13 protein-coding genes are annotated in these 18,790 nt (G+C 67.1%); all 13 read left to right on the top strand.

Annotated elements, in window-relative coordinates; genetic code table 11:
* The first annotated feature begins 112 nt into the window (after nucleotides 1-112).
* The 13 genes from AC1RJ5_RS19555 to AC1RJ5_RS19495 all read left to right on the top strand — a co-directional run bounded on the left by AC1RJ5_RS19555 (nucleotide 113) and on the right by AC1RJ5_RS19495 (nucleotide 18,790).
* Nucleotides 113-1,456, top strand: a complete 1,344-nt coding sequence (locus tag AC1RJ5_RS19555) for a dicarboxylate/amino acid:cation symporter (protein WP_269576281.1) — start codon at nucleotides 113-115, stop codon at nucleotides 1,454-1,456.
* On the top strand, nucleotides 1,453-4,539 hold the full coding sequence (locus AC1RJ5_RS19550; protein WP_493115215.1) for a TonB-dependent receptor domain-containing protein: 3,087 nt from the start codon (nucleotides 1,453-1,455) through the stop codon (nucleotides 4,537-4,539). The genes AC1RJ5_RS19555 and AC1RJ5_RS19550 overlap by 4 nt, the downstream gene beginning before the upstream one ends.
* Nucleotides 4,539-5,465, top strand: a complete 927-nt coding sequence (locus AC1RJ5_RS19545) for an alpha/beta hydrolase (protein WP_493115213.1) — start codon at nucleotides 4,539-4,541, stop codon at nucleotides 5,463-5,465. The genes AC1RJ5_RS19550 and AC1RJ5_RS19545 overlap by 1 nt, the downstream gene beginning before the upstream one ends.
* A gap of 143 nt (nucleotides 5,466-5,608) precedes the next feature.
* Nucleotides 5,609-6,067, top strand: coding sequence for an RNA polymerase sigma factor (locus tag AC1RJ5_RS19540; protein WP_493115211.1), 459 nt, complete (start codon nucleotides 5,609-5,611; stop codon nucleotides 6,065-6,067).
* Nucleotides 6,064-7,032, top strand: a complete 969-nt coding sequence (locus AC1RJ5_RS19535) for a FecR family protein (protein ID WP_493115209.1) — start codon at nucleotides 6,064-6,066, stop codon at nucleotides 7,030-7,032. Before AC1RJ5_RS19540 ends, AC1RJ5_RS19535 begins: the two co-directional genes overlap by 4 nt.
* A gap of 109 nt (nucleotides 7,033-7,141) precedes the next feature.
* A complete protein-coding gene (locus AC1RJ5_RS19530; protein WP_493115207.1) occupies nucleotides 7,142-10,549 on the top strand; it encodes a TonB-dependent receptor in 3,408 nt (1,135 codons plus the stop codon).
* 69 nt (nucleotides 10,550-10,618) lie between these two features.
* Nucleotides 10,619-13,336, top strand: coding sequence for a M16 family metallopeptidase (locus AC1RJ5_RS19525; RefSeq protein WP_493115205.1), 2,718 nt, complete (start codon nucleotides 10,619-10,621; stop codon nucleotides 13,334-13,336).
* A 170-nt stretch (nucleotides 13,337-13,506) separates the two neighbouring features.
* A complete protein-coding gene (locus AC1RJ5_RS19520) occupies nucleotides 13,507-13,674 on the top strand; it encodes a hypothetical protein (RefSeq protein WP_184168783.1) in 168 nt (55 codons plus the stop codon).
* Between the two features lie 113 nt (nucleotides 13,675-13,787).
* Nucleotides 13,788-14,231, top strand: a complete 444-nt coding sequence (locus tag AC1RJ5_RS19515) for a MarR family winged helix-turn-helix transcriptional regulator (RefSeq protein ID WP_269576287.1) — start codon at nucleotides 13,788-13,790, stop codon at nucleotides 14,229-14,231.
* Nucleotides 14,232-14,234: 3 nt separating this feature from the next.
* A complete protein-coding gene (locus tag AC1RJ5_RS19510; RefSeq protein WP_493115202.1) occupies nucleotides 14,235-16,280 on the top strand; it encodes an FUSC family protein in 2,046 nt (681 codons plus the stop codon).
* Complete coding sequence (locus AC1RJ5_RS19505) at nucleotides 16,277-16,492, top strand: DUF1656 domain-containing protein (RefSeq protein ID WP_184168786.1); 216 nt, start codon at nucleotides 16,277-16,279, stop codon at nucleotides 16,490-16,492. The genes AC1RJ5_RS19510 and AC1RJ5_RS19505 overlap by 4 nt, the downstream gene beginning before the upstream one ends.
* Complete coding sequence (locus tag AC1RJ5_RS19500) at nucleotides 16,489-17,394, top strand: efflux RND transporter periplasmic adaptor subunit (RefSeq protein WP_342249060.1); 906 nt, start codon at nucleotides 16,489-16,491, stop codon at nucleotides 17,392-17,394. Before AC1RJ5_RS19505 ends, AC1RJ5_RS19500 begins: the two co-directional genes overlap by 4 nt.
* Nucleotides 17,387-18,790, top strand: a complete 1,404-nt coding sequence (locus tag AC1RJ5_RS19495) for an efflux transporter outer membrane subunit (protein WP_269576290.1) — start codon at nucleotides 17,387-17,389, stop codon at nucleotides 18,788-18,790. Before AC1RJ5_RS19500 ends, AC1RJ5_RS19495 begins: the two co-directional genes overlap by 8 nt.

Below are 18,790 nucleotides of genomic sequence, written 5' to 3'. Positions count from 1 at the left end.
CTTATCCCGCAAATTCCGAAGTGCTGGAGGGCCACAACAGGAAGGATAAGGTGCACGACCAAGGCCCCGACACAAGAGGCTGCGCGCCATCCGGGCGCGGACAGAGGAGAGTATGATCATCCAGTCGATCCCCGACGGGCAGCCTGTGGCTGCTCGCAAGCCATTCTATCACCACCTCTATTTCCAGGTGCTGGTGGCGATCGCGCTGGGCGTGACGCTCGGCCATTTCTGGCCCTCGGTGGGCGAATCGTTCAAGCCGCTCGGCGACGGCTTCATCAAGCTGGTGAAGATGGTGATCGCCCCGGTGATCTTCCTCACCGTGGTGAGCGGCATCGCCGGCATGCGCGAGCTCGGCTCGGTCGGTCGGGTCGCGGCCAAGGCCTTCGGCTATTTCCTGTTCTTCTCGACGCTGGCGCTGATCATCGGCCTGGTTGTCGCCAATGTCGTCCAGCCCGGCGCGGGGATGAACATCGATCCGCGCACGCTCGATGGCAGCGCGGTCGCGGGCTATGCGCACCAGGCGCACGAGACGACGGTGGTCGGCTTCCTGATGTCGGTCATCCCGACCACCATCCCCTCGGCGCTGACCGAGGGCTCGATCCTGCAGACCCTGTTCGTCGCGGTGCTGTTCGGCATCGCCATGGTGCTGGTCGGCAAGCCCGCCGAGCCGGTGCTCGACCTGGTCGAGCGGATCGCGCTCATCGTCTTCCGCATCGTCGGTATGCTGATGCGCCTGGCCCCGTTCGGTGCGTTCGGCGCGATGGCCTTCACCATCGGCAAGTACGGGGTGGAGTCGCTGGGCAACCTTGCCTGGCTGGTCGGCACTTTCTACGCGACCTCGCTGTTCTTCGTGCTGGGCGTACTGGGCGTGGTCGCCCGGCTGAACGGCTTCTCGATCTTCAAGCTGCTGCGCTACCTCAAGGCCGAGCTGCTGCTGGTGCTCGGCACCTCCTCGTCGGAAGCCGCCCTGCCCAGCCTGATCGCCAAGCTGGAAGGCGCGGGCTGCGAGAAGGGCGTGGTCGGGCTGGTCGTGCCGACCGGCTATTCGTTCAACCTGGACGGCACCAACATCTACATGACGCTCGCCGCGCTGTTCATCGCGCAGGCCTGCGGGGTGCACCTGAGCTGGGGCGAGCAGATCCTGCTCGTCCTCGTCTCGATGCTCAGCTCGAAGGGCGCGGCGGGCGTGACCGGCGCCGGCTTCATCACGCTGGCGGCGACGCTGTCGATCGTGCCGAGCGTGCCGGTGGCGGGCATGACGCTGATCCTGGGCGTGGACCGCTTCATGAGCGAGTGCCGCAGCCTCACCAATTTCGTCGGCAACGCGGTGGCGGCGATCGTAGTCGCGCGCTGGGAAAACAAGCTCGATCGGGAGGCGCTCGACGCCGCCCTCTCGGGTCGCAGCATTTCAAAATCAGAAGACCTAGAACAAATGGAACAGGGAGAGAGGGCATGAAGAAGGGATATGGGCGCATCGCCTTGACCGCGGGCAGCGCGCTGGGCGTGCTTATGCTCGCGCAGGCGGCGCACGCGCAGGACGCGGCCGCACCGGCCAGCCAGGAGACGCCGGCCGCGCAGGAAGGCAATGAGAAGACCGACGAGATCGTTGTGGTCGGCACCCAGATCCGGGGCGCCAGCACCACTGCGGCGCTGCCCGTCTCGGTGCTCGACGCCAACCAGATCGACGCTACCGGCGCGCTTTCGGGGGACGAGCTGTTCCGCTCGATCCCGCAGGCCGGCGATGTGAGCTTCAACGAATCGAATAATCCGCAGACCAGCAACGCGGCGCGCGGCGACGTCAATTCGATCAACCTGCGCAACCTGGGCGTGGGCAACACGCTGGTGCTGCTCAACGGCCGCCGTCTGGTGAGCCACCCGACCAGCCAGGCCGGCGACGGCAATGTGCCGGTGCTCGGCTACAACGCCAATTCGCTGCCGGTCGCCGGCATCCAGCGGCTCGAGATCCTGCGCGACGGCGCCGCCGCCATCTATGGCTCGGACGCGGTGGCGGGCGTGGTCAACACGGTCACCAAGAACAACATCGACGGCGGCTCGCTCGACATCCGCTATGGCGGGGCCGAGGGCACGCATCGCCGCGAATTCCAGGTAACCGGCACCGTCGGCAGCAACTTCGCCGAAGGCCGGGGCAACATCTCGCTCTATGTCGACTATACCCACCGCACGGCGCAGCTGGCCGAGGACCAGCCCTATACGGCGACGGACAACCTCATGTCCTATTTCGCCAATGATCCCGCCTATGCCGGCAACCTTACCGCCGACGGCCGCGCTACCCAGTCGCCCTGGGCCAATCTCGCAGTCGTCAACGGGCCCGGCACGATCCGCCGCAACCCCGGCAACCAGGCGCTGACGTCGTCGGCCGGCGCCTTCCACACCCAGTCGACCGCCAACCCCGGCTGCCTGGTGACGATCAGCGCCGACACCTGCTTCGGCACCGGCACCCGCGCGACCGCGACCACCTTGCGCAGCGAGCGATTCGATACGCGGCCGGGGACCACGGTTTCGCCGACGATCGAGCGCTATAACAGCTTCGCCAGCGCGCATTACGACATCTCGGACAGCGTCACCGTCTATGGCGAGGCGGGTTTCTATTACGCGGAGACGCACCGCATCCAGCCGCCGACGATCAACCTCAACGCGATCGTGATCCCGGCTTCCAACTATTGGAACCCGTTCGGCCCGACCACCTTCAACGGTGTCGCCAACCCGAACCGTATCGCCGGCCTGACCAACGTGCCCGCCGCCGGCCTGGCGGTCCGCCTGTCCACCTATCGCTTCGTCGATGCCGGCCAGCAGGAAGTCGACGTCACCAACTGGCAGTCGCGCTTCCTCGGCGGCGTGAAGGGCCAGATCGGCAGCTTCGACTTCGACAGCGCGATCCTCTATTCGGAGGCCGAGGCGACCGACGTCTCGAACGCGATCAACATGACCGCGCTCCAGCGCAACCTCGCCCTCTCCACGCCCGAGGCGTACAACCCGTTCAGTGGCGGCTGCGCGGCGACGCCGAGCGTCGGCGACTGCTCGCCCGCCTCGGGTACCACGATCGACTCCTTCCAGTTCGACCTGAAGCGCCGCTCCAAGACCACGCTCGCACTGGCCGATTTCAAGGTCTCGAACGGGCGCCTGCTCGCCCTGCCGGGCGGAAACCTGGGCGTGGCCTTCGGCATCGAGGGCCGCCGTGAGACGCAGCGCGACGACCGCGACCCCAACCTCAACGGCTCGATCGGCTTCGTCGACATGGTGACCGGCGAGACCAACCTCTCCAACGTCGCCGCCGTCAGCCCGACGCCGAGCACCAGGGGCGCCCGCACCGTCTTCTCGGCCTTCGCCGAGCTCGCCGTGCCGGTGGTCTCGCCCGAAATGCACGTGCCGCTGATCCATCGTCTCGATGTACAGCTCGCCGGACGCTACGAGCATTACAGCGACTTCGGATCGGTGGCGAAGCCCAAGATCGCCGCGGCATGGGACCTGGTCGACGGCCTGCGCATCCGCGGCTCCTGGTCGCAGGGCTTCCGCGCACCGAACCTCGAGCAGACCAACACCGTCGCCTATTCACGCCTCAATTCGAATACCGACTATTATCGCTGCGAGGCCGACCTGCGCGCCGGCCGCATCGCCAGCTACGGCGCCTGCTCGCGCGGCATCAGCTACTCGATCTTCGTCAGCGGCAATCCGAACCTGAAGCCGGAGAGCAGCACCAGCTGGACCATCGGCACCGTGCTCCAGCCCAAGTTCATTCCGGAGAGCGCCGGGCGGCTGACGCTGACCGCCGATTTCTGGTCGATCAAGCAGACCGGCATCGTCGGCCAGTTCGGTGCGCAGAACGCGCTGGTGCTCGACTATCTCCTGCGCCTGCAGGGATCGAGCAACCCGAACGTGATCCGCGCCGCAGCGACCGCGGACGACACCCCGGTCTTCGCCGGCACCGGCCTAGCCCCGGCGGGCGCGGTTACCCGGATCAACGACCAGTTCGTCAACCTGCTGCCCCAGACGGTGCAGGGCATCGACGTCGCGCTGCTCTACAATGTTCGCACCGGCATCGGTAAGTTCGACCTGGCACTGAACGGCGCGCGGCTGACCAAGTTCTCGCGCGATACCCCGCCGGCGGTGCAGGCGCTGTTCGACGCGCGCGAAGCCGGGCAGATCAACGCCGCTACCCCACTCACCGATGCGAGCGACCTGATCCAGGATCGGGGCAAGCCCAAGTGGCGCGTCACCGGCTCGCTCACCTGGTCGAAGAGCGGCTTCCAGATCGGCGCCTTCGCCAACTATATCGGCACGGTCTACGACACCAACTTCCTCGATGCGAACGGCAACCCGTACAAGCTCGAGGGCCAGGTAACGTTCAACCTCTACACCCAATATCGCTTCAAGGGCGGGCTGGGCGACGATACGCGGCTTCGCGTCGGCGTGCGCAACCTGTTCGACAAGCAGCCCCCGATCACCGCCGACGGCTATCTGGGCTCGCTCTACAGCCCCTATGGCCGCTATTGGTACGTGACGCTCGGTACGAGGTTCTGATGCGCTTTCTCCTCTCCCTCCTGGCCACGATGTTCATTGCGGCCAGCCCTGCCCTCGCCCAGGACAAGCTGGGCAAGCCCGAAGTCTATGCCGTGTGGCCGGGCAACCCGCCCGGCCACGGCAAGCCGACGGGCCCGGAAAAGGTGGGCAACGAGGGAGGGCAGACCGGCTCCTACTCGAACATCTCGGAGCCGCGCTACGAAGTCTACCGCCCCGCCCATCCCAATGGCGCCGCGGCACTGCTGCTGGGCGGCGGCGGTTACTTCCGCATCCAGATCGGCTCGGCCAAGGATGTGGCGGAGAAGCTCGCCGCCGCCGGCATCACGCCGATCATCCTCTATTACCGCCTGCCGGGCGACGGCTGGAATGCCGATGCTCCCTTCCAGGACGCCCAGCGCACGCTTCGCCTGCTCAAGGCCGGTGCCAGGCGCTGGGGTCTCGATCCGGCGCGGATCGGCGTGGTCGGCATGTCGGCCGGCGGGCATCTGGCCGGGATGATGGCGACACGCAGCGATCATGATTTCTATGCCCCGATCGACGATGCCGACAAGCAGAGCGCCGCGCCGGCCTTTGCCGGCATGATCTACCCGGTCGTCTCGATGCGCCCGCCGATCGACACCACCCAGACCCGCAAGAAGCTGTCGGTGCTGCCCGACTATCGCGACTTCTACTCGGTAGAGGCGCAGGTGGGGCCGACCACACCGCCAGTGTTCCTGGCGCACGCCGCCGACGATCCGATCGCCAATGTCGAGCATACGCTGCGGATGTTCGGCGCGATGAAGGCTGCCGCGCGACCGGTGGAGATGCATGTGTTCGAGAAGGGCGGCCATAGCTGGGGCGCCGGCAAGCCGGGCACGCTGGTGGCGCAGTGGCCGGACCTGTTTCTTGCCTGGCTTCGTGAGCACCAGCTCATCCCCGGCCGGTGATAGCGTTACCACTTGGCAAGGAACCCGGGACAGTCCAGACATTGTGCAATGATCGATTCTTGCACCGTTCCCGATCCTTCTTGTCGGGTTTGCGCCGCTCGCTCGTCTAGCTAGCGGAAGCGACGTTGCGGGACCTTGCGAACATGCTCGCCAAGGCAAAGCGCGCGGTAGTGCGGCGCGGCGTCGCCGAACAGGATGCGGATGAGCTGGTGCAGGAGGCTTTCCTGAGGATCGAGCGCTACGAGCGCGACCGGACCGCCCGCTCGCGCGAGGCGCTGCTGGTGACGGCAGCGGTAAATCTCTCGATCGATCGCAAGCGTCGCGATGCGCGCGCGCCGTTCGCCGAAACGCCCGACCTGCACAATATCGCGGACTCGACACCCGATCCCGCGCAGATCATGGAACAGCAACGGCGGCTTGAACATGCCAAGGCAGGGCTGGAAACACTGCCGGAACGAACCCGCCGTATCCTGCTGCGGCGAAGGCTGGAAAATGCCAGCTATGCCGAAATTGCGGCCGATGAGGGGATGAGCGTGGCGGCGGTGGAGAAGCAGGTGGCGCGGGCGACGTTCCAGCTGATGCAGTGGATGGAGGGGTGGTGAGCCAGCCCTATTCCCGCGCATCGGCCGAAGCCGCCGCATGGCTTGCCCGTCTCCAGGGCGATGCCCGCACGCCCGCACGCGAGGCTGCCTTCCAGGACTGGCTGCGCGCCGATCCCGCCCATCAAAGTGCCTTTGAGCGCGCCACCGATATATGGGCCGACCTGCCCGGCGCCGCGCTGCTGCTCGATGAGCCGCCGGTCCGCGCGCCCAAGCCGACGCCCCTCCCCGTCGCCGGACCGCGGCGGCGCCTGCCGCTCCATCAGCTGGCGCTCGCGGCATCGCTGCTGATCGCGATCGGCATCGGCAGCTTCCTCTGGCTGAGCCGGCCTTCGGCCTATTCCACCGCGATCGGCGAGCAGAAGGTGGCAACGCTGGAGGATGGCAGCCGTATCGCGCTCAACACCGACAGCAGCGTCGAGGTGCGCTACGACCCGGCCCAGCGGCTGGTGGAACTGGAGCATGGCGAGGCGATGTTCGAAGTCGCGCACAACACCGCCCGCCCCTTCATCGTCCGCGCCGGCGACAAGCAGGTCCGCGCGGTCGGCACCAGCTTCGTCGTGCGGCGCGAGGGCAAGGAAGTGACCGTCACCCTGCTCCAGGGCAAGGTGGTGGTGACCGACATCCGCCCCGCGGTGAGGCGGATCGCACCCACCTATCTCAATCCGGGCGAGCGGTTGCGTGCGCAGCCCGAAGGCGCCGTGCGGGTCGATGCGCAGCCGGCCGAGATCGCCACCGCCTGGCGGCGCGGCCAGGCGATGTTCTCCGATACGCCGCTCGCCGACGCGGTCACCGAGTTGAACCGCTATGGCGGGCCGCGCCTCGTCGTCGATGATCCCCGGCTCGCCGCCCTGCGCGTGTCTGGCGTATTCGCCACCAACGACACCGGCGAGTTCGCCCGCGCCGTCGCCGCACTACACGGGCTGCGTATCGAGCAGACCGGCCAGACTATGCACATCGTGCGCTGATTTCCGACCGGGCGACATTTTTGTTTCTTTGCCATGTCGGTTTCGCAACGCAGCGTCGTCTAGACCTGTGAGGGAGTGAGAAAAGGTCGCACTCCCCCGGGGGAAAATCATGCCGTCCAAGCTCACGCTGTCCACGCTCGCCGCAAGTTGCTGCCTCTTCGTCATCCCGGTTGCCCAGGCGCAGACGCGCTACAGCTTCGACATGGCGGCGCAGCCGCTTGAGGCCGCGCTCCGCTCGGTGGCGACGCGCACTTCGACGAACATCATCTTCGACAGCGCGGTAATCCGGGGGCGGACCGCGCCGGCGCTGCACGGCGAGTATACGGCGCAGGGCGCATTCCAGGCGCTGCTGCAGGGATCGGGGCTCTCTCTCAACGCGACCCAAGGCGGTTCGTACATCGTTTCCGCGCCCGCCGGGCAGAACCGCACCAGCGGCGAGAAGGGTGCGATCACCGGGCACCTGACCCGCGAGCAGGGAGGCCGCGCGCTTGCCGGCGCGCTGGTCCGCATCGCCGAGACCGGCGACAGCACCACCGCCGACAAGAATGGCGACTTCAGCTTTCCCGACGTCGCGCCCGGCCAGTACACGCTGGAGATCTCGTTTCTCGGCTTCGGCACCCGCACCCAGCCGATCGTGGTGGGATCGGGAAACGCCTCGACCATCGACCTGGCGATGAACGAAGGGGTTGAGGAAGGCGTACCGATCGTCGTCTACGGCACCCGCAGCGCCCGCGCCAACGCGCTCAACCTGCAGCGCGCGGCCGAGAACAACACCGAAGTCGTCTCGGCCGACGACCTGGGCAATTTCACCGGCACCACCTTTTCCGACGCGCTGCGCCGCACCGCCGGCGTATCGTTCCAGCGCGACAGCGTGACCGGCGACGGCACCAACGTCATCGTCCGCGGCCTCGATCCGGATATGAACAACGTCAAGCTCAACGGCCTGCAACTGCCCGTTGGCAACGGCACCGGCCGCTCGGCGGACCTGAGCAACCTGCTTGCGGACTCGGTAGGCAAGATCACGATCAGCAAGAGCCTGCTCCCCAGCCAAGACAGCGCCGGCACCGGCGGCCTGATCGAGATCGAGACGCTGTCGCCGCTCAACCGGCCCCACCGCTATGCCAATCTCCAGGTGGAAGGCGGCCTGAGCGGCAAGGATTTCAGCAAGGATTTCCTGGTCTCCGGCACCGTTGCCGGCCGCTTCGGCGCGCAGGACAATTTCGGCCTGAGCGCGTCGGTCCAGTATCGCCGCAACTCGGTACGCAACGTGTCGTACAACACGGTGACCAAGTTCGGCGCGTTCCTGCCTAATGCCGCCAACGGCACGCCGACGCTGACCGCGGGGGACGCGGTGAACCCGAACACGATGTTTCCCTTCGTGCCCGGGGATGACGGCGCCTACATCACCCAGCTCGAGACCAGCTTCAACCATGTGAAGCAATCGACCCTGGCGGCGACGGTCTCGGCCGAGTGGAACATCGGCAACCACAGCAACTGGAAGTTCGATTTCCAGCATGCGGAGGTCAACCGCACCTATTACGCGATGACCGACATCTTCACCGCGACCAGCAAATATTCGGACGTGCCCGGCGGCCAGGCGATCTCGGCGCTGCACCTCGACCTGACGCCCGGCAATGCCGCGCTGGGGCGGGAGCAGGCGTACAGCTATGATCCCGATGCCAAGACGATCACCGATACGTACAGCTTTTCCGGCAAGAGCACCGCAGGCAAGCTGACCTTCACCTATCTCGCCGGCTATGCCCATGGCAGCGAGAAGCATGACCGCAACACCACGCTGGACATGCGGGTGAGCGGCATCGATGCGACCGCGGCATACTTCCAGCCCGGCGCGACCGACTCCACGCTCGGCTACATCATCACCCCGTTCGCCCGGCGCAGCGGCGATGCGATCCCGATCCCGCTGCTCAGCACCGCCGGCTGGGCGCTGATCAACGATTCCTCGCGCTATACTATCACCAACGGCACCGGCGGCATCGACAAGACCACCGGCAGCAACAACCGCTATACCGGCGAGGCCAGCCTGCGCTGGGACATGGACTGGGGCTTCCTGAAATACGTCCAGGTCGGCGGGCGCTTCGAGCGGGCCGAGTTCAAGCATGACCTGACCCGCACCCAGTTCGCCGGCAACGCCTCGATCGCGTCGCTCGGCCTGCCCTTCTCGCCGACCGACCTCACCCGGGTGGGGGTTACCGGCGCCAACTTCACCGCGATGAGCGAGGGGACGGTGATCCGCTTCCTCGACAATCTCGGCAATTATCCGCAGGTCGTGCTCTCACCGATCGCGCCGGCCATCGGCCAGGACAAGCAGAAGACGCGCGAGGACAATTACGCGGCCTATGTCCAGAGCCGGCTCCAATTCGGCAAGCTCGAGATCATCGGCGGCGTGCGCTACAACCGCACCGAGCTGTCGGCCTCGAACCTGGTGTTCCCGACCTATATCGGCCCGATCCTGCCGGCGAACGGCGGGGGATTCGGTAGCGACATCCTCTTCCAGAACCAGTTCAGCAAGCTGGTGACCGAGACCGCCGAGTCCGAGGATTTCCTGCCGCGCGTGCTGTTCAACTTCCGGCAGAGCGACAACCTGATCTTCCGCGGCGGCTATTTCCTGTCGGTCGCGCGGCCGCAGATCAACGACCTGTCGCAGCAGACCCGGATCAGCTTCATCAACATCCCGATCCCGGGCCCGGACGGCGTGAAGCCTATCCTGCAGATCAATTCGGGCAACCCGAACCTGAAGCAGGCGACCACGCATAACTTCGACCTGAGCGCCGAATATTACCACAAGATCGGCATCATCAAGCTGAGCGGCTTCTACAAGCGGATCAACAACCTGCTCCAGGCCAACCAGACCAACGGCCCGGCAAACCTGGCAAACATCACGCTACCCAACAGCCCCTATTTCCAGGGCGCGCCCTATTTCGATCCGGCGCACCCGGAGAATTATTTCATCAACGGCGGCTCGCCGATCAACAGCCAGCATCCCGCCACCATCTGGGGCGTGGAAGGCCGGTTCGAGCGGCAGTTCGACTTCCTGCCGGGCGCTCTCGCCGGGCTGGGCGTGATCGCCAACTACACCTACACCAAGAGCAGCCGCTACCAGCAGTATAGCTGGGCCTATGCCCCGGCCGGGCAGAGCAATATCTATCAATTCTCGGGTCTGCCGTTCAACCAGCAGCCCAAGCACAGCGGCACGCTCGCGCTGACCTACCAGAAATACGGCTTCGACGGCACGCTGGCCTATAGCTTCCAGTCGAAGACGCTCGACAATTTCTACCCGCGCGGGCTGTCTGTCTACAACCAGGACGTCCAGACGCTCGACCTGCGCGGCGAATACTACATCGATCGCGGCCGGAAATACCGGATCTATGTCGAGGGCTCGGACCTGCTCAAGGGCACCGAGACACCCGACGTCCAGCAGCTGATCGCCGGCTACTACACCCGCGCGACCTACCTCGGTGGGCGCAAGTTCAAGATCGGCGCCGCCGCGATCTTCTGAGGCACTGCACGCACCTGCCGGCTCCCCTGTGCGCAGGGAGCCGGCTCTTTTTTGCTTGAGGATATTCCCATGAAGGCCACCAGGTTGCTCCTAGCCGCGGCGAGCTTCGCCATCGCCGCCGCACTGCCCGCCAGTGCGCAGGAGCTTGTTCCGTACCAGCAGTTCACGCTTCCCAACGGCCTGCGCGTCGTGGTGCACGAGGACCACAAGACGCCCAAGGTGGCGGTCGCGGTCTGGTATCACGTCGGATCGATGAACGAGCCCGACGGCAAGTCCGGCTTCGCACACCTGTTCGAGCACCTGATGTTCAACGGCTCCGAACATCACGACAAGGAGTACATGCCGCCACTCCAGGAGATCGGCGTGTCGGGGGTCAACGGCGCCACCTCGCTCGACCAGACCTACTATTACGAGATCGTCCCGACCGGCGGGCTCGAGCGCGTGCTCTGGCTGGAATCGGATCGCATGGGCTATCTCGCCGGCGCGATCAGCCAGGCCAAGCTCGATGAGCAGCGCAAGGTCGTCCAGAACGAGAAGCGCACCCGCGAGAACACCCCCTATGCGCTGATGGACCAGCGCGAGGCGGCGGCGCTGTTCCCGGTCGGCCATCCCTATCACCACCCGACCATCGGCTCGATGGAGGACCTGAGCGCCGCCTCGCTCGACGATGTGAAGGGCTGGTTCGCCCAATATTATGGCGCGACCAACGCCGTGGTCACCCTGTCGGGCGACGTCACGCTCGAACAGGCCAAGACGCTGGTCACGAAGTATTTCGGCAGCGTCCCAGCGGGCCAGCCGGTCAGCCGCACCACCGCCTGGGTGCCGACGCTGGAACGCGACAAGGGCGAAGTGATGCAGGACGCGGTGCCGCAGACCGCGATCGCCTGGAACTGGGCGGTGCCCGGCCGCGGCACGCCCGAGGCCTCGGCGCTCCAGCTCGTCGCCCAGGCGCTCGGCCGTGGCAAGACCTCGCGCCTCTACCAGGTGCTGGTCCAGGAGAAGCAGCTCGCCACCTATGCCTCGGCCCAATATGCGGGCTATGCCATCGCCGGCATCTTCTCGGTCGATCTGCGGCTGAAGCCGGGCGTCGATCGCGCGGTGGCCGAAGCGGCGGTGAAGCAGGTGCTCGACGAGTTCCTCGCCAAGGGCCCGACCCCGGCCGAACTCGCCCGGGTCAAGGCCAGCGCCTATGCCGACAATGCCCGTGCGATGGAGTCGATCTACGTCAAGGCGATGGCGCTTTCCGACGGCACGATCTTCGCGGGCAACCCCGGCAACTACGCCGTGGAAGACAAACGCTTCCAGGCGCTGACTGCGGCGCAGGTCCGCGGCGCCGCCGCCAGCTGGCTCGGCAAGCCCAACTACAAGCTCACTGTCTTGCCCTTCGGGAACCCCAAGGTCATCGCCGATGGCGCAGATCGCACCAAGCTGCCGCCGCTCGGCCCCTCCCCCGCGCTCAAGCTTCCGGAGCTGCGCGAGGCGAAGCTCAGCAACGGCATCCGCGTGGTGCTGGCCGAACGCCCGGGCACGCCGACCGTCGACATGACCATGGTGTTCGATGCCGGTCAGGCTGCCGAGCAGAAGCTCAAGCACGGTATCGGCGGCTTCACCCTGGGCATGATGGACGAAGGCACCACCACGCTCAGCGGCACCCAGTTCGCCGAGCGTCAGGCGCTGCTCGGCGCCCGCCTCTATGCCACGTCGAGTGTCGACACGACTGACTTCATGGTCTCGTCGATGACGCGCTCGCTACCCGAAACGGTAGCGCTCTGGGCCGACTATATCCGCAACCCGGGCTTCCGGGTCGCCGATCTGGAACGCGACCGCCAGCTCCACCTCTCGGGCCTGGCTCAGTCGCTCGCCTCGCCGGACGAGATCGCCCAGCGGACCTTCACCAACCTGATCTACGGCGCCAACCACGCATATGGCGTACCGCTCGCTGGCCGCGCGGACACGCTCAAGTCGATCACCCGGCAGGACCTGGTCGCTTTCCATGACGCCTGGCTGCGGCCCGACAACGCAGTGATCTATGCCGCCGGCGGCACCGATCTCGCCACGCTGACCGCCGCGCTCGAAAAGGCGTTCGGCGACTGGAAGGCTCCAGCCACTTCCAAGGGCGAGAAGACCATCGCGCCCGTCGCGGATATCACCGCCCCGCGGATCGTGCTCGTCGACAAGCCGGGTGCGATCCAGTCGGTGATCCGGGTCGGCCAGATCATGCCGAAGGGCGACGATCCGCGCGGGTTCGAGATCGGCGCGATGAACGACGTGCTCGGCGGCAACTTCACCGCGCGGCTCAACATGAACCTGCGCGAGGACAAGGGCTGGACCTATGGCGCCAGCTCCTATGTCGCCGAGGCGCGCGGACCGCAGGTGTTCGGCGTGGCGACCAGCGTGCAGACCGACAAGACTTCGGAAGCGCTGGGCGAGATCGACAAGGAACTCCGCGCGATTCGCAAGGACAAGCCCGCCACCCAGGCCGAACTCGACCTGCTCACCAAGGGCGAAGTGCTTGGCCTGCCCGGCCGGTTCGAGACCAACAATGCGATGGTCGGCTATCTCCAATATGTGAACCGCTTCGGCCGGTCCTATGACTGGATCACGACCCTGCCCGCGCAATATGCGGCGCTACGCACCGACACGATCACCAATACCGCGCAGCTGCTCCATCCGGATGCGATGACCTGGGTCATCGTCGGCGATCTTTCGAAGATCGAGGAGAAGGTCCGCGCGCTCAAGCTCGGCACGGTCGAGGTGTGGGACGCGGAAGGGCACAAGCTGCGCTAAGCGCCGTTTCAGGCAATCCTCGGCGGCCGGCCCGGTTTATCCGGCCGGCCGTTTGCCGTTTACCGCCCCGGCGCAGGATCGGCACGGCTCGACCGACCCTACGCGTTTGTACGGAATGCGGTCCGCTTCATGATTGAATATTTCCGAAATGGATGAATGACGGAGCGGAAATGACCGACAGCGCCTATTTCGCACAGCGTGCCGACGAGGAACGCGACGCTGCGCTGCGTGCCAAGGGCATGGCGAGCTTCCGCGCGCATATGGGCATGGCGCAGGAATATGAGCGCCGCGCCCGCGGCTTCGAACCGCGCCACGCCGACAAGGTTGTGCTCGACTAGATCGGGCCCGGCCTGCGGCAGATCGACCGCGCCAGCCCTCCCCATAACAAAGTCTGAATGCGCACCCTTTCGCGCCTCTTGAGTTCATTTTATTAGATAGCTATCTATCTAAAATGACTCGAGCCAATCTTCGACGCGATGTTGCGCGCACCATGCCGCAGGTGAGTCGTGGCTGGCGCCAGCTCGCCGATGCCGCGCTCGCCGAACTCCGCGTTTCCAATTCGATGGGCTGGTGCCTGATCCATCTCCACCGGCTCGGACCGGAGGCGCGGCAGACCGACCTGGCGCAGGAGATCGGGATCACCGGCCCCTCCACCGTCTCGGTGCTCAACCAACTCGAACAGGCGGCGCTGGTCGAGCGCGTGCCCAATCCCGACGACAAGCGGTCGAACCGGTTGGTGCTGACCGAGGCGGGAGCCGCGCTGGTCGACAAGATCGAGGCCCGCTTCGCCCAGCTGCGTCGCGAGCTGTTCGACGGCGTGCCCGAGGAGGAGATCGCGACGATGCTGCATCTCCTCGAGCTGCTCAACGCCCGGATCGCGGAGCGGCGAGGCTGAACCATGGGGCAGAAGTTCGGGCTTCCGACCGCGCTGTTCGCGGTCAAATGCTACGTCGCGGCGATGCTCGCGCTGTACATATCGCTGAGCATCGGACTTGAGCGTCCTTACTGGGCCTTCCTGACATCGTTCATCGTCGCACAGCCGCTCGCCGGCGCGGTTATCTCCAAGGCGCTGTTCCGGCTGATCGGCACCTTTGTCGGCGGCGTCGCGGCCGTCGCGATGGTCCCGCCCCTGGTCAACGCGCCGGAACTGCTCACGCTTGCGATCGCGAGCTGGCTGGCGATTTGCGTGTTCGTGTCGCTGCTCGACCGCACGCCGCGCGCCTATATGTTCGTGCTCGCCGGCTACAGCGCCTGCATCATCGCACTGCCGAGCGTGGACGCGCCCGGAGACATCTTCACCGTCGCGATCCTGCGCGTGCAGGAGATCGGCATCGGCATCCTGTGCAGCAGTCTGGTCCACGGCGTCGTGATGCCCGGATCGATCACCCGGCTGCTGCTGTCGCGCGTCGATGCGATCCTGGGCGATGCCGAGCGCTGGTCGCGCGATGCGATCGCCACCGAGCCGGTTCCCGAACTCGAAGCCGAGCGCCGCCGCCTAGCGCTCGACGTAACCGAGCTGCACCAGCTCTCGATCCATTTGCCCTTCGATCCCTCGCGCCTCGCCCCGCGCGTCCGCACCGTGCGCGCGCTGCAGGACCAGCTCTCGATGCTGCTCCCGCTCGGCGCCGCCGTGCAGGACCGGCTCGAGACGTTCCAGAGCGCGGGCGGCATCGTCTCGCCGGAAGTCACCACGCTGATCGACGATTGCCGCGTCTGGCTCGCCGCGCCTGAGGCCGATCCTGCCGAACGCCATGCCAGCGCCGAGGCACTGATCGCGCGCTGCTCGGCGTTGGAGCCGGCGGCAGGCCCCGAAACGAACTGGACCGAGATGCTGCGGCTGAGCCTGCTCGCCCGGCTCGGCGCGCTGGTCGCGGTGCATCGCGACTGCCGCGACCTGCGCGACCAGCTCATCACCCATCGCCGCCAGCCGGTGACGCCGCGTGTCGCCGAACTGCTCGGCGGACGTCGCAATCGCGAGCTGCACCGCGACTATGCCGGCGCGGCGCGCGGCGCGTTCGGGGCGTTCATCACGATCGTCCTGGGCTGCGCGCTGTGGATCGGCAGCGGCTGGGCGGACGGATCGACCGCGGTGATGCTCGCGGGCGTGTTCCTCGCGCTGTTCTCCGCCTTCGACAATGCGCTGGCGCCGCTCAAGGGCTTCATGATCGGCACGCTGATCGCGACCGTGCTTGGCGCGATCTACGGCTTCGCAATCCTGCCGATGCTCGACGGTTTCTGGATGCTCGCCCTGGCCCTCGCACCGGTGCTGCTGGTCGGCGGCGCACTGATGTCATCCCCGCGCTATGGCGGCATCGCGCTGCCGGCGATGATGGGCATGGGCAGCCCGGCGCTGCTCGCCGCGACCTACAGCAGCGACTTCGCCAGCTATGCCAATGGCTCGATCGCCCAGCTGGTCGGCACCTGGTTCGCAATCGTGATGACCGCGCTGATGCAGGCCGCCGGCGCGCATCACGCGATCCGACGGACGATCCGCGCCGGCTGGGCCGACATCGCCCAGCGTGCCAACCTGATGCGCGCGCCGGACGTGCGCGGCTGGATCAACCGGATGCTCGACCGGATCGGCCTGCTCGCCCCGCGCCTGGCTGCGATCGGCGAGGACAGCGGCCGCCCGCTCTACGACGCGTTGCGCGACCTGCGCACCGGCGTGGCAATCGGCGAGCTGCGCCAGCTGCGGCTGGACCTGCCGCCCGGGCAGGGCGATGCGCTGACCGAGGTGCTCTCGGGCGTGGCCGATTATTATCGCAGCCTCGATCCCGACATGCCGCTCCCATCCGATCCCGCGCTGCTCGACCGCATCGACGGCGCGATCGCGGCGACCACCGAATATCCCCAGCCCGCCTTCCGCCGCGAAGGCACGCTCGGGCTGGTGAGCCTGCGCCGCAACCTTTTCCCTGAAGCAGCCAGTTATCGGAGGGCCGCATGATCGGCGAAGTCTCGCTGGACGGCGTCTATCTGCCGACGCTGTTCGTTCTCGCGCTCGGCGCATTGGCGCTGAGCTTCGTGCTCACCCGGCTGATCGGCGCCTTCGGCCTCTACCGCTTCGTCGCCTATCGCGCGGCGGTCGACCTCAGCCTGTTCGTGCTGAGCCTCGGCCTGCTCGCCTTCCTCGTCCCGTTCTTTGGATTGCGTCTATGAAACGTCTCGCCCTCCCGCTGGCGCGCAGCGCCGCCACCCTCGTCATCGTCCTTGCCGCGATCGCCGTGGCGGTGTGGATGTGGAACCATTACGAGCGCAGCCCCTGGACGCGCGACGGGCGGGTGCGCGCCGATGTGGTGCGGGTGACGCCCGATATCGGCGGGCTGGTCACGTCGGTGGCGGTCCATGACAACCAGCCGGTCAAGGCCGGCGACCTGCTCTTCGTGATCGACACGCCGCGCTATGCCCTGGCCCTGCAACAGGCCAATGCCCGGGTGGCGAGCGCTCGGGCGACTCTCGGCCAGGCACGCCGCACCGCGCAGCGCGACCTGGCACTGGGCGACCTGGTCGCGGCCGAAGCGCATGAGCAGAACCTCGCCGCCGTCGCCACCGCCGAGGCCGCGCTGGCCCAGGCGATCGGCGCGCGCGATGCCGCCGCGCTCGACCTCAAGCGTACCCGCGTCCACGCCTCGGTCAATGGCGTCGTCACCAATCTCGACCTGCATCCGGGCGACTATCTGGGCGCGGGCAAGCAGGCGATGGCGCTGATCGACCGCGACAGCTTGCGGATCGAGGGCTATTTTGAGGAGACCAAGCTGCCGCTCGTGTGCATCGGTGCGCCGGTCCATGTCCGGCTGATGGGCGAGAGCAGCGACCTGACCGGCCATGTCGACAGCATCGCCTATGGCATCAATGATTCCACCCGCAGCGACAGCGGCAACCTGCTGCCGACCGTCCAGCCGACCTTCTCCTGGGTCCGCCTCGCCCAGCGCATCCCGGTGCGCGTGCGGCTCGACAAGGTACCGGCCGACATGCGGCTGATCGCCGGGCGTACCGCCACAGTTACCGTCCAGCCGGCCGACCCCAACGCCAAGCAGCCGGTGGCCTGCCACCATGCGTAAGCCCTTCGCCATATCGCTGGTCGCGCTGGCACTGGCCGGCTGCGCCACCGCCGGGCCGGACTATCATCCGCCCGAGACTTCGGCCGCAACCGCGCCGGGTGCCACCGGTCCATTTCTCTCGGCCACCGGCCCGGGGATCGACGGCAGCACGTCGCTGCCCGATCACTGGTGGCGGCTCTACCAGGACCCGCGGCTCGATGGGCTGATCGAGCAGGCGCTGTCCGCCAATACCGACCTGCGCGTTGCCCAGGCCAATCTGGTGCGCGCCGAGGCGGTGCTGCGCGAAGCCGATGCCGGGCGCGACGTCACCACCGGGATCAGCGGCGGCACCACGCTCGCCCGCCCGTCGGGGACCGGCACCGACCTGCCGGGCAACGTCGCCTATAATTTCGGGATCAGCGCCTCCTACCCGATCGACCTCAACGGCCGGCTGCGCCGCGCGATCGAGGCGAGCCAGGCCGATGTCGAGGCGGTGACCGCCGCGCGTGACTATGTCCGCGTCAGCGTCGCCGCCGCCACCGCCCGCGCCTATGGCAAGGTCTGCGCCGCCAATTACCTGCTCGGGGTCAACCGCAAGGTTGTCGCCCTCCAGCGCGACACGCTGACCGCGACGAAGCGCCTGTTCCGCGGCGGGCGCGGTACCGCATTCGACGTCAGCCGCGCCCAGGTTGCGGTCGAGACCAGCGAAGCGGCGCTGCCCGCCTTCGAAGGCCAGCGCCAGTCCGCGCTCTATCTGCTCGCCACGCTGCTCGGGAAGCCGCCTGCGGACTATCCGCGCGAAGTCGCCGATTGCTCGGTGTTGCCGAGCCTGCGCAGCCCGCTGCCGACCGGCGACGGCGCCGCGCTGATCCGCCGCCGGCCCGATATCCGCCAGGCCGAGCGGAAGATCGCCGGCGACACCGCGCGGCTGGGCGTCGCCACCGCAGCGCTTTATCCGCAGATCAGCATCGGCGGGTCGCTCGGCCTGTCCGGTCCGCTCAAGGATATCGGCGGTGGCACGTCCTTCGGGTTCAGCCTGGGACCGCTGCTCAGCTGGTCCTTCCCCAACCGGCCGGTGGTAAAGGCACGGATCGCCCAAGCCGATGCGCAGGTGCGGGCCGATCTCGCCGGGTTCGACGGCAGCGTGCTCGAGGCGCTGCGCCAGACTGAGACCGCGCTAGAGACCTATCGCCGCGACGCGCAACGGGCCGATGCCCTTGCCCGGGCGAGCGGCAGCGCGGCGCAATCGGCGGCGCAGGCGGGCAAGCTGTTCCGCTTCGGCCGGGGCGACTTCCTGTCGCTGCTCGACGCGCAGCGCAGCTATGCCGGCGCCGAGGTGACCAGCGCAGCGGCCCGGGCGCAGCTGCTCGACGACCAGCTGGCGATCTTCCTCAGCCTCGGCGGGGGCTGGGAATAG

Source organism: Sphingomonas sp. GW822-FHT03G08, assembly GCF_058801135.1.
Note: the sequence above shows the minus strand (reverse complement) of the source record. Positions and strands in the feature narration are given on the sequence as shown.